Annotated in this window: 5 protein-coding genes; all 5 read right to left on the reverse strand. The window is 64.4% G+C overall.

The features are described from left to right. Positions 1-18: 18 nt before the first annotated feature. Complete coding sequence (locus tag AASM09_RS06740) at positions 19-2,028, reverse strand: M13 family metallopeptidase (protein WP_049430122.1); 2,010 nt, start codon at positions 2,026-2,028, stop codon at positions 19-21. 222 nt (positions 2,029-2,250) lie between these two features. Further along, positions 2,251-4,353 carry a M13 family metallopeptidase gene (locus AASM09_RS06745; protein ID WP_100443862.1) on the reverse strand — a complete coding sequence of 701 codons (2,103 nt, stop codon included), beginning with the start codon at positions 4,351-4,353 and terminating at the stop codon, positions 2,251-2,253. 170 nt (positions 4,354-4,523) lie between these two features. Next, complete coding sequence (locus tag AASM09_RS06750; RefSeq protein WP_049427108.1) at positions 4,524-6,551, reverse strand: alpha/beta hydrolase family protein; 2,028 nt, start codon at positions 6,549-6,551, stop codon at positions 4,524-4,526. Positions 6,552-6,642: 91 nt separating this feature from the next. After that, positions 6,643-9,615, reverse strand: coding sequence for a TonB-dependent receptor plug domain-containing protein (locus AASM09_RS06755; RefSeq protein WP_049427105.1), 2,973 nt, complete (start codon positions 9,613-9,615; stop codon positions 6,643-6,645). A 383-nt stretch (positions 9,616-9,998) separates the two neighbouring features. After that, entirely contained in the window at positions 9,999-12,806 is a 2,808-nt protein-coding gene (locus AASM09_RS06760) for a TonB-dependent receptor plug domain-containing protein (RefSeq protein ID WP_049427103.1), read from the reverse strand. Positions 12,807-12,821 lie beyond the last annotated feature (15 nt).

Genomic DNA, 12,821 nt, shown 5'->3' on the forward strand with positions numbered 1-12,821 from the left:
CCCGTTGCAGCAGCTAGCTCAGCGCCAGACCTTGATCTGCTCGGCTTCGCTGCGCTGCATCGGCTGGCCGGCCTTGCAGCTGAAGGTGGCACCGAATGCCGGCAGGTTGGCCAGCGTGCCGTTGCTGCGCCACAGGCCCGGCGCACGGATGTCGGCGGTCAGGCGACGCACGGCCTCGTTCGGCGACAGCTGCTGCGCCCACAACGCCGACCACGCGCGGAAGAAGCCCTGCTGCTGTGCCTGCTTGGCTTTCGGCTCCTGCGCGGTGTACGCGGCCCAGGCCAGTTCCAGGCCGGCGATGTCGGCCAGGTTCTCTTCCTGGGTGAGCGTGCCGTTGACCTTGGCACCCTTCACGCCCGGGAAGTCGTAGGCGCTGTACTGCGCGGCCACGCGATTGCCGAGCAGGGTCCAAGCGGTCTTGTCTGCCGGAGTCCACCAGCTGCGCAGTTCGCCCTTGGCGTCGACCAGCGCGCCCTTGGCATCGATCGCGCGGGTCAGCTCATGGCCGACCAGGCCACCGAAGCTGCCGAACTTGTCGGCGGCGTCGGCCTTGGCGTTGAACACCGGGCCCTGCAGGATCGCAGCGGTGACGATCAGGCGGTTCTGCGCCAGATCATAGGCCAGCGACGGCTGCTGCGGCAGCACGTCCCAGCGACGGTCAGCGTTGCCCTTGCCGATGCGCTTCATTTCCTCGCGATGGCGCCAGGTCGAAGCAATCAGCATGTTGCCGCCGAAGGAACCACGGCCCATCGGCTGCACGCTGTAGTCCAGGTCGCGCAGCGGGGTGCCGATCTCGATCTTCAGCGCGGCCAGCTTGGCCTGCGCTTCGGTCTTGGCTTCGGCACTCATCCAGCTGCTGTTCTTGACCGCCTCGATCTGCACTTCGCGCACCTTGTCGACGATCCATGCGGCCTGGCGACGATCTTCTGCCGACAGGTAACGGGCGGCGTATTCGCGGCCGAGCATCGGGCCGGCGGCCACGTTGATCGCCTCCAGCACATCTTCCCAACGCTGCGGCGGCAGCGTTTCGCCACGCAGCACGCGGCCACGGAATTCAAACTCGGCGTCGCGGTAGGCCTTGGACAGATACGGCGCCATCGAGTCGCCCACGCGCCAGCGCAGGTAGGCCTTCCACTGGTCCGGCTTGAGCTTGGTGACCATGCCGTCGAGCTGCTTGAACAGGCCCGGGTCGGCCAGCGAGACCAGGTCGTCGTCCACGCCCTGGGCCTTCAGGAAGGCATCCAGCTGCAGGTTGCGGTAGCGGCTGTTGAGCTCCTTGGTGGAGATCGGTGCGTAGTTGTTGAACGGGTTGTTGATGCCGGCCAGCGACTGCGCGTTGCGCGCCAGTTCGGTTTCCAGCGCGATCACCGATTGCGACTCGGCATCCAGCTTGGCGGCCGGAGTGCCGGTCAGTGCCAGGATCTGCTTGACGTAATTGCGGTAGCGGCCCATCAGCGCGACGGTGTCGGCGTCGGTGCGGGTATAGAACGCCGGGTCCGGCAGGCCCATGCCACCCTGCATGAAGTAGCCGATGTGGCGGTCCAGCGCCTTCAGGTCCACGTCCGGGCCGAAGTTGAAGGCCACCGGGATGCCGACCTGGTGCAGCGCGGCGATCGAGGCCGGCACGTCCTTGGCTTTCTTGATGGCGTTGATGCGGGTCAGCAGCGGGGCGATCGGATTGGAACCGTCGGCTTCCACGGCGGCTTCGTCCAGGCCGCTGGCCCAGAAGTCGCCCAGTAGTTTCTGCACGTTGCCCTGCGGCGCCTTCATCGCTGCGTCGAGCAGTTCACGCTGCTGCTGACGGCTGCGGTCGACCAGCTGGCCGAGCGCGGTGGTGGCACCGGTCTGTGGCACCGGATTGGCCTTCAGCCAGCCTGCGTTGGTGGCGTCATAGAAGTCGCTGCACTGGGCACTGACAGCCGGGGCGCGGGCGGCCTTCTTCTTGGCGGCGGCGAACGCATCGTGGGTCGGGACCAGGGTCGCCAGGCTGATGCCCAGGGCGATGGCAAGCGGACGGAAATTGGGCATGTGGAACGAATCCGTGATGGATTGAGGGCGCGCGCACTATAGCAAGCCGGGCATGGACGCGGCATGCACGCATCACGCTGCTTTCGCCGGCCAGGGTCGGCCGCTACCGGGGAGCGCCGAGATCAGTGGATCCACGCCATGCGTGGATGAAAAGCACCCCGGAAAAACAAAGGCCCGGGAATTCCCGGGCCTCTGCAGGTCTGCAACAGCGTCAGCCGTGGCTTACCAGATCACCACCTGCTGGTCGCCGCTGCGGGCCATCGGCGAACCGGCCTTGCACTGGAAGGCGGCCGCGAAGGTCGGCAGGTTCGACGGCGCACCCATGGCGCGGAACTGCGCCGGGGCGTGCGGGTCGGTCGCCAGGCGGACCTTGGCGTTTTCCGGGGTGTACTTGGTGCGCCACACGGTGGCCCAGTTGAAGAAGAAGCGCTGGTCGCGGGTGAAGCCGTCCACCTTCGCGTCTTCCTTGCCTGCGCTGGCCTTCTGCAGTGCGTCGTAAGCGGTGGCCAGGCCGCCCAGGTCGGCGATGTTCTCGCCCAGGGTCAGGTGGCCGTTCACCGCCTGGCCGTCGACCTTGTACTGGTCGAACTGCTTGACCAGCTTGCCGGTCAGGCCTTCGAAGTTCTTCTTGTCAGCGGCGGTCCACCAGTCTTCCATGTTGCCGGTCGGCCCGAATCGTGCACCCTGGTCGTCGTAACCGTGGGTCATTTCGTGGCCGATCACCGCGCCGATGCCGCCGTAGTTCAGCGCGTCGTCGGCCTTCGGATCGAAGAACGGCGGCTGCAGGATGGCGGCCGGGAACACGATCTCGTTCTGCAGCGGGTTGTAGTAGGCGTTGACCGTCTGCGGGGTCATGCCCCACTCGGTCTTGTCCACCGGCTTGCCGATCTTGGACAGGTTGAACTTGTAGTTGAACTCGTTGGCCGCGCGCACGTTGCCCAGGAAGCTGTCGCGCTGGGTCTGCAGGCCCGACCAGTCACGCCACTTGTCCGGATAGCCGATCTTCGGGGTGAAGGTTTCCCACTTGGCGATGGCCTTGGCCTTGGTTTCATCGCTCATCCAGCTCAGGCCCTGGATGCGTTCCTTCAGCGAGGCAGCCAGGTTCTTCACCAGTTCTTCCATCTTCGCCTTGGCTTCCGGCGAGAAGGCCACCTTCACGTACAGCTGGCCGAAGGCTTCACCTGCGTCGTTCTCGATGGTGCCCAGCACGCGCTTCCAGCGCGGCTTCTGTTCCTTCTGGCCGTTGAGGGTCTTGCCGTAGAACTCGTAGTTCTCCTGCACGAAGGCGTCGGCCAGGTACGGCGAGGCGCTGTCCACGGTGTGGAAGCGCAGGTAGGCACGCCACACAGACGGATCGGTGTCGCCCAGCGCCTTGCTCACTTCCTCATGGAAGGCCGGCATGGCCAGCGAGAACTTCTCCGGTGCGGCCACGCCCTGCGACTTGAAGAACTCGGTCCAGCTGAAGTTCGGGGTCAGCTTGTCGGCGTCGGCCAGGGTGACCGGGTTGTAGTACAGCTCGACGTTGCGCGACAGTTCGACGCGCGACTTGGAGGCCTTGGCCAGGCGGGTCTCGAACCTGACCACTTCCTCGGCCTGCTTGGCAGCGTCGGCAGCGGCAACACCAGACAGCTCCAGCACCTTGGCGACGTGTGCCTGGTAGGCCTTCAGCTTGTCGGCGTTCTTGGCGTCGGTGTAGTAGGTGCTGTCCGGCAGGCCCAGGCCGCCCTGGCTGGCGTAGGCCATGTTGACGGCCGAGTTCTTGAAGTCGGCTTCAGCGCCGAAGCCGAACAGGACGTTGTCACCCTTGGCGGCGCTGGTGCGCAGGTAGTTGGCAATGGCCGCCTTGTCCTGCAGCCCATCGATCGCGGTCAGGTCGGCCTTCAGCGGCTCGATGCCCTGGGCGTTGATCTTGGCCTCGTCCATGCCGGTGGCCCACAGGTCGCCGACGATCTTCTCGATGTGGTTCGGGGTCTTCACCTGTGCCACCTGCTCGGCCAGCTGGTGCTGCACGGCCACCGAGCGCTCGTCGAGGATGGTGAAGGCGCCCCAGCTGGTGCGGTCGCCCGGGATTTCATTGGCGGCCAGCCACTTGCTGTTGACGTAGTCGCCGAAGGCGCCGCAGGCGTCCTTGCTGGTATCGAGGTCGCTGGGCTGGAAGGCGTTGTAGGCCGGCAGCTTGCTCTCGTCCAGGGTGTAATTGGTGGCTTCGGCGGCAGCCGGCGTGGAGGCGGTGGCGTCCTTGGCCGGGGTTTCGTTCTTGCCGCAGCCAACCAGCGCGGCCGAAACGGCCAGGGTCAGCAGCACGATCTTGGGAGTACGGGTCACTTTGATGGCCTCCAGGCCGAGTGAGTCAGGGAAGGGCCGCAGGGACGGCCGTGGGCCGAACGATACGCCGCCGGCCTGCCCTGCAAGGGTGTCGAAGGTCATGGCCGGGCGCAAGGGCCAGAACGAGCAAGGGCGCCCGGTGGGGCGCCCTTGCCTGGGTAACGCATCGATTACAGGCCGCCGCCGCCGCAGCCCTTGCCCAGGTAGTCGTCGATCAACCTGAGCTGGTCGCCCATGATCGCGCGGGTCCAGGCCGGCCCATGCGCATAGTCGGCGATGGCGTGGAACTCGACCGGCTGCCCCGAGCCCTTGGCCTTGTTCACGAACCACTCCGACTGCTCGATGGGAACCGTACGATCGCGGTCACCGTGGTAGACCATCAGCGGAATCTTCATCTCTCTCGCCTTGTCCAGCGGGTTCAGGCCCGCCACGGTCGGTGCCTGTGCCTGGCGGAAGAACGGATTGGTATAGAAGCGCGACCAGATCTTCTTGATGTCCGAGACGCCGGCACCGGCAATGGCGCATTTGTACAGGCCGTTCGGGCGCACCGAGGCCGCAAACGCCGAGTAGCCGCCATAGGAGAAGCCGAACATGGCGATGTGGCCGGGGCGGGCGATCTTCTGGTCGATCATCCACTGCGCGCCGTCGTCCTTGTCATCCTGCATCTTCTGGCCCCACTCGGCGTCACCGGCCATCCACAGCTTGCGGCCCCAGTCGGCCGAGCCGCGGAACTGCGGGCGCAGTACGGCCATGCAGCGCGATGCCATCAGCGGCACCCACATCGAGCCGTCGAAGTCCATGCCATCGCGGGCCCACGGACCGCCATGCGGGTGCACGACCGCCTTCCAGGGACCGGCACCACACAGTTCGGTGTTGGGCGTGGTCAGGAATGCCGGAATGTCCAGCCCGTCGCGGGCCTTGTAATAGACCAGTTTGGTGTCGCCCAGGGCTGCAGGCTGGATGTCCGGATAGGCCTTGGCCAGCAGGGTCAGCTTGCCGTTGCGCAGCAGGTGGTACTCGGGCGGGTTGGACGGGCCCGACGTGGCCACCAGCACGGTGGACAGGTCGGGGGTGTAGTCCACCACCTGGTAGCTGCGGCCAGTGTCGTAATTGGTGGTGAAGCGCTGGCCATTGGCGGTGTCGACCATTTCCAGCGGTTGCTGCTGGATGCCCAGGGCCTGGCGAAGGCCCTGGTCCAGCGCCTTCATCCGCGGCGACGTCCACTGCAGGTCGTCACCGCGCGGGCCCGCATAGCGGATGCCGAGGATCTCGCCGAACGGAATCGCGCCGTTGCGATAGCGGTTGATCGACATCGAGCTGGCGTTGAACAGCTTGTGTTCGTACAGCACTTCCTTCTGCTTGCGTGCGGCGATGTCGTACTCGTACACGATCGCCTTGTCACGGCCGACGTTGCTCAGCACGAAGGCGATGTTCGGGTCATCGGCAAAGCCGATCACCTGGTTGACGTCGCGGTTCTTCACATAGGAGCGGAAGTGCTCTTCCCACGCACCGCTGCCGGTGTTGCGGAACTCGGTAGCGACGTAGGCGCCGGTTCCGTCCACGTCCTGGCGCAGGCGTGCACGCAGTTCGCTGTCCAGGTCGGTGACATAGCCGGCCACACGCTCTTCGGTCTTCTGCACGCGCTGTGAGGTGAAGCTGCGCAGGTCGACCTTGTAGACATCGCCGGAGCTGCCGCCGCTGCCGTTGATCACCAGGATGTGGTCCGGATCATTGGGGAGCGTGTCCAGCACCGTCGGGTTGGACAGCGCCTGCTCGAGTTCCTCGCTGCGGCTGCTGGCACGCGGCGGCGTAATGGGCTCCTTCCACTGCTTGCCCTCGATGTCGGTGATGAAGAACTTGCTGACGAAGGTCTTGGTGACACGGTCGGCGCGCAGGTCGAAAGGCTGCCATAGCACCACGGCGAGCTGCCCATTCTTGATGAACGATACGCTCTGGAACTTCATCCGGTTGGCACCGATCACCGTGGGCGCCTTGTCCAGCGCATCGGTGCGCCAGACCACGATCACGCGTTCTTCGCCGTTGGCGCGCAGGCCGGCGATGTGCTGCCCATCCGGAGACAGTGACAGGCTGGAGATGGCAGGGAAGGCCGCCAGCTGTTCAATGGTGGGGGCGACAGGCTTGGCATGCAGCCAGGGGGAAATGCTGGCCAGGGCTGCCAGCAACAGGGTTCGCTTCATTGCTTGCCTCGATCTCAGGGCGATCCCGGCGCAAGGCCGGGGCCGGAAACGAAACCGCCGCCCCGAAGGGCGGCGGTGGGTAACGACTGGATCAGAATGACCGTGTGATGTTCACGAAGTACGTACGGCCGAAGTAATCGAAGCCGCTGTACAGGGGCGCGTTGCCAACCGTGCTCAGCACGCCCTGCGAAATGGTAGGCGGCTTCTTGTTGGCGAGGTTGCGCACGCCACCGGTGACCGACCACTTGTCCGCTTCATACTGCAGCGAGGCTGCCTGGATGAAGTAGTTCGGGGTGTACATTTTGTACTGGCTGGTGGCCGGATCGAACAGGCCCGGGTTGCGCTCCTCGTAGTAGGCGTAACTGTCCATCTTGTCGATCCAGTCCAGACCGTAACGGACTCGCCAGTTCTTCCACTTGTAGTTCAGGTCCAGGGTGGCGGTATTTTCCGGCGAGCCGATCATGCCGGCCGAGTCGACCTTCGGATCGTCCGAGAACAGCTGGCTGGTCTGCTCGAAGTAGTGCGTGCCCTGCAGGGTGGCACGGAACTCGCCCGGGCCGATGTCACGCACATAGCGCAGGGTGAAGTCCAGGCCGCGGACCTTGTTGGTGGAGACGTTGATGAAGCCGTTGGTGACCGTCAGCTGGTTGGTCTGCGGGTTGCGCTGGATCAGGCGGCACAGGCCGTTGCCCGCAGTGAAGTCCGCGGTGGAGCTGCCGTAGCAGTTGCGCAGGATGGCGGCGCCGCCTGCGTCCTGCACACCGTTCTCGACCTTGATGTCGAAGTAGTCCAGGGCCAGCGACAGATCGCCGAAGGCCGGGCCAAATTCCGGCTGCAGGACCACGCCGAAGGTTTTGGCGGTGGAGGTTTCAGCCTTCAGGTTGTTTTCCGCGCCGCCCTGGGTGTAGACGGTGATGCCCTGCAGCTGGGTGAACTCCGGATCCAGGCCCAGCGACGCGCAGTTCTGGTAGCGCATCGATTCCGGGCGGGCCTCAATGTAGTTGTCGCAGGGGTCGGACGACTGCGGCAGGAAGCCGGTGGTGGCGCCCAGGAACTGTTCGAACAGGGCGGGTGCGCGGTACGAGGTGCCGTAGGATGCGCGGAACGACAGCCACTTCACCGGGGTCCACAGGGTGCCGATCTTGTAGGTCTCGTCGGAACCATAGGACTTGTAGTCGGTATAGCGGCCGGACAGGTTGACCGACAGCTCCTCAGCGCCGGTGACGCCGGACAGCAGCGGCAGTTCCAATTCGCCGTAGGCTTCGAACACCGAGTCGCTGCCGCGGGTCGGCGAGGAAGCGGTCAGGTTGTACAGGTCCTGGTCAATGGAGTACTGCGACGGGCTGTCGTCGATGCGGGCCTTGCGGTACTCCACACCGAACGCGCCACCGGCCGAACCATAAGGCATGTCGAACAGCGGGCCGTTGACGTTGAAGTTGACCGTGGTTTCCTTGTACAGCGTGTTGCCGGTGACCGGGACGAACACCCAGTCCTTCCAGTCCTGCGGCAGACGGCCGCCGATCGTGTTGTTGTTCACCGGGGGGGCGGCGACGCAGCCGTTGGAGGCATCACGGCAGACGAAGCCACCGGCGCCGTTGGAGACCACATCCAGGCTCTGCGCCAGGCGGCTGGTCAGGAAGCTCTGGAAGGTGTAGTCCGCATCGCTGCGCGAATGCATGATGTTGAAGTCGTAATTCCATTCCGAGCTCAGGTGACCGCGAAGGCCAGCGTTGAAGCGCAGGAAGTCGACCTTCTGCTTACTCTGGTCGTTGCCGAAACCAATGAAGGCACGTACGCCCATCGGCACGCCATTGGTCTGGTCGGTGGCCGGGCCCGCAACGCTGTCGCGGAGGTTGGCCGGGATAAGCGGATTGCCCACTGCATAGTCCAGGGTCAGCTGGCGATAGCCGGTCTGGGTCGACTTGCGGTGGTTGCCGAGGAACTCGTAGTACAGCTCAGCGTCGCCCAGCGCGTTCAGGTCGAAGCCGCCCTGGAAGTAGGCGGTGTGGGTCTTGACCGGGGAGATCAGCGACTGATTGAGCATCTGCGGGTCGAAGGTGTCGCGGTTCAGCGCACCCACGCCTTCGTAGCCGACCAGGCCGGTGGTGACCGACGAATTCGGGCGCCAGCGGTTGAAGCGGGTGCCGCTGCCTCCCGGCGCGGCGACGCCGGTACGGGTGTTGGTGCCAAGCGTGTTGATGGTCACGCCGCCGCCGTCGAGGGTGTAGCACTTGGACTTGCCGGTCAGCGGATCGATGAAGTCGCCGCTGCCCCAGTAGTCGCCGGCCTCGATGTCGCGATACTTGTCGGTGGCGCAGCGGGTCCAGTCGCGGTCGCCGAGGTTAAGTGCGTTGCGCACCGTGTACTCGTACGAACCGGAGAAGTGCGAGCGCTCGCCGGTGCTGCCGAAGGTCAGCGCATAGCGACGCTCATCGCCGCCACCGCCGTCGGTCGCGTTGTGCTGACCTTCGAAGGTGACACCGTCGACCTTCTTCTTGGTGATGATGTTGATCACGCCCGCGACCGCGTCGGAGCCGTAGATCGAGGACGCGCCGTCCTTCAGGATTTCGACGCGGTCGACGATCGAGTTCGGCAGCACGTTCAGGTCGGTCGAGCCGACCGAGCCGCGCGAGCCGGCCGGCGAAACGCGGCGGCCGTTGAGCAGGATCAGGGTACGGGTCGGGCCGAGGCCACGCAGGCCCAGGGTGTTGGCGCCGGGGCCGCCGTCGGTGACGTAGCCACCGTAGGCGTTGTTGATCTGCGATGCACCTGCGGTCACCGCGGTGCTCTGCAGTGCGGCGGTGGTCGAGTTGAAGCCGGCCAGCGTGGTTTCCTCACGGGTCACGACCTGGACCGGGGACACCGAGTTGAACACGTCGCGGCTGATGCGCGAGCCGGTGACGGTCACCGTGTCCAGATTGGTTGCCTTCGACTTGGCCGCTTCCTCGGCCGTCTGCGTCGAACCCGCGTCCTGGGCGAATGCCGGAGCGGCTGCGATGAGCAGCACGGCAGAAGCGAGGGCAAAGCTCAGCGGATGCCTGCCGAGCGACTTGCGATTGATCATCTGAAATCCCCTTGAATCCAATGATTGCGTCGTACACCGGGGACATTGCCTCGCGGGCGTCTCCGTGTGCCCCTTGCCCGGTGTTGGCAGTGGTTATGCCCCCGGTTGCACCGGCTTCACGGGCCGGTAACTCGAGATTAACACGGCATTAACTGATGCTGTCAAACGTTCATAAGGGAGTCATCAAGCTGTGGTCTGGAGCCTCCTCGCTCTCCGTGTAGTTCGATCCAAATTCATACAACTTATTGATTTTATTTATTTTACTCGAGAGGCGCGAAACATGTCTGGATGCTGAATGATTCCTGCAGGCCCGACGCGGCCGCAAAAAAAGGCCCCGCCGAAGCGGGGCCTGGTCCAGATACAACGTCCGGAAAACGACGGGATCAGAAGTTGTACTTGACCTGGGCCGAAATCTGGCGGCCGTAGACGCTGTAGAAGCCGTCATTGAACGGGGTCGATTCGTTGCCCGGGTAGTTGTAGCGCTGGCCTTCCGGCAGCTTGTTGAACACGTTGTTGACCATCAGCGACAGGACCAGATCGTCCTGTGCCTGGTAGTTCATGCTCAGGTTGTACGTGGTGTACGAACCCCACTTGCCGGCCTTGGCGCCGGAAGAGTGGACATAGCCGTAGCTGCGGCCGGTGTAGGCCAGGTAGTTCGGGGTGCTGCCGACGTAGTTGGCGTACACGGTGGTGGTGAACTTGGCGATGTTCCAGGCCACCGACAGATCGCCACGGACCTTGGCGAAGTTGTCGTAGTACCACATGTTGTACGGATCGCTCAGCAGGTCGAGCTTGGCGGCGCCCGGCATCGGCTGCACTTCACGCTTCAGCATGTTCGTGTAGTTGCCGGAGAACATCAGCGAGCCGAAGCGACCGATATCCTGCTGGTACTTGGCAGCCACCGTCACCGCTTCCAGGTTCTGGCTGGCGACGTTGAGCTTCGGCGTGTACACGCGGGTCAGGTTGCCGCCGGCATCGCGCGACACCCAGTCGGTGACGTTCTGGCAGCTGGCCGAGGTATTGTTCGGCAGGCCGTTGTGGCACTGGTACTCGGCCAGCAGCAGCTGGTCGGTGCTAAGGGTCTTGACCTCGTTCTTGATCTTCCAGTTGTAGTAGTCGGCCGACAGCGAGAAGTTACTCACCGGGGCCCACACCACGCCTGCGCTCCACACGTCGGCGGTGATCGGCTTCAGGTCCGGGTTGCCGGACTTTTCGCTGTACACCGAGGTGTTCTTGTAGAACGCGCACTTCTCGTCGCGCAGGCCGTAGCCCAGCTGGCTGCAACGGTAGTAGTCGTTCTGGCCGGACGAGTACGAGCCGCTCATGCCCTGGAAGGCATCGGACAGGGTCGGTGCACGGAAGGCGGTGCCGTACTTGCCGCGCAGCAGCAGGCTCTCGATCGGGCGGAATTCCAGACCGATGCTGTAGGTGGCCTTGTCGACGGTCTTGTCTGCGATCTTGAACGCGTCATAGCGGCCAGAGGCGCTGACGGTCAGCTTCTCGAGCAGCGGCATGCGCAGTTCGCTGGTGACCGCGTAGTTGCTGCGGTGGCCGGCGCCGGCGACGGCGGTGGTGCCCCACACGTTGCCGTCGACGAAGGCCTGGTCCGGCGAGTAGTCCCAACCTTCGCTGCCACCTTCCAGGACGACGGCAAGGCCGGCGTCACCGCCCGGCAGGCTGAACAGCGAGCCGTTGGTCACCTGCACGCGACCCAGGTTCTGCCAGGTCTTGCTGCGGTGGGTACCGTAGCCGGTGAAGCTGGCGAACTGGTCCGGGGTGATCGGCGAGTAGAAGGCAGCGTAGTTCGGGTTGTAGATGCCGAACGTGGCGGTCGGGTCCTTCGGATCGGTGTAGGTGCCCAGGCGCGGGCCCAGCACGGTCTGGCCGAAGAAGTCCTCGATCTTGTCCTTCCAGCGCACGAAGCGGTTCTGGTCCAGGCGGTACTCGCCACGGGTGAAGCTGGCGCTGTAATCCCAGTCGCCGACCATGCCCTTGCCGCCCAGGGTGACCTGGTAGGCGCGGCTCTCGTCGGAGTTCAGGATGTTGTTGTAGTCGCCCGCGCCGATCTCCTCCGGCGCGAAGGCGCGCTGCAGGTTCACGACCTTGCCGGCGCCCTGGTCGTAGAAGCCACCCATGACTGACTTGGTGCCCCACCACAGGGCGCTGGAGCCGGAGGTGAACTCGGTCTTTTCCTTGCTGTACAACACGTCGGCGAACAGCTGGAAGTTGTCGTTCACGTCGAAGGTCATCGACGAGTAGAACTGGCCGCTGTTCTTGCCGTTCTTCAGGGTCTTGTAGCCAGCGCTGTATACCGAACCGCAGGACTCGCCCGAAGCGCGCTGGCCAACGACGGTGGTGCCGTCGTACAGGCCTGCCACGTTGGCGCAGCGGCTCGGGTCCATCATCAGCAGCTTGTTGTCTGCGTTGGTGATGACTGCGAAGTCGTTCGACGGCACCTGTGCGGTATAGCCAACCGGGTTGTTCTGCTTGGTGATGTCACGCTGGTAGCCCCAGATCGGGCTGCCGTTTTCGATCTGCACGTTGACCAGCGCATGGAAGCGATCGTCGAACGCGTTGAAGCCCTTGGCTGCGCTGAAGCGGATGTTGCTGCCGCCGCCTTCGGTGTAGGTGCCGCCACGGACGGTCATCGTGCCGCCGTCCATGCGCTCCTTCAGGATGATATTGACCACACCGGCGATCGCATCCGAACCGTACAGCGAGGACTGGCCGCCCGGCAGCACTTCGATGCGCTCGACGATGTCGATCGGAATGCCGCTGATGTTGTTGAAGGTGTCGCTACCGTTGTACAGCGCCGGATACGAGAGCATCGGGCGGCCGTTGATCAGATACTTGGTGTAGCCCGGGTTCAGGCCGAACATGCCGGCCGCTTCGGCGCCCTGGGTGAACGAACCCGAGGTCTGGCCGCCCTGCAGGCCGCCAGTGGTCAGCGACGACTGCTGCAGTACTTCAGCAACGCTGCTGAAGCCACGGGTCTGGATGTCTTCGGCGGTGATGGACATCACCGGGGTCTGGGTTTCAACCTGGGTCTGCGGGATCAGCGAACCGGTGACGGTGATCTTGTCCAGGTTGGTCGCCTTGTCCTGGGCCATTGCCGGGGCGGCGGCCATCAGGGCGGAAATCAGGGCGACGGCGAGCGTGTTGCGACGTGCGGTGTTGCTTACGTATTTCATGTAGTTCCAATAGAG

Origin of the sequence: Stenotrophomonas maltophilia, from assembly GCF_039555535.1 — a bacterium.
GTDB lineage: Bacteria > Pseudomonadota > Gammaproteobacteria > Xanthomonadales > Xanthomonadaceae > Stenotrophomonas > Stenotrophomonas maltophilia_Q.

What these genes read in the sequence shown, in the direction of transcription:
- AASM09_RS06740 (WP_049430122.1), bottom strand. Translation starts at nt 2,028, where the DNA reads ATGCCCAATTTCCGTCCGCTTGCCATCGCCCTGGGCATCAGCCTGGCG.
- AASM09_RS06750 (WP_049427108.1), bottom strand. Translation starts at nt 6,551, where the DNA reads ATGAAGCGAACCCTGTTGCTGGCAGCCCTGGCCAGCATTTCCCCCTGG.
- AASM09_RS06755 (WP_049427105.1), bottom strand. Translation starts at nt 9,615, where the DNA reads ATGATCAATCGCAAGTCGCTCGGCAGGCATCCGCTGAGCTTTGCCCTC.
- AASM09_RS06760 (WP_049427103.1), bottom strand. Translation starts at nt 12,806, where the DNA reads ATGAAATACGTAAGCAACACCGCACGTCGCAACACGCTCGCCGTCGCC.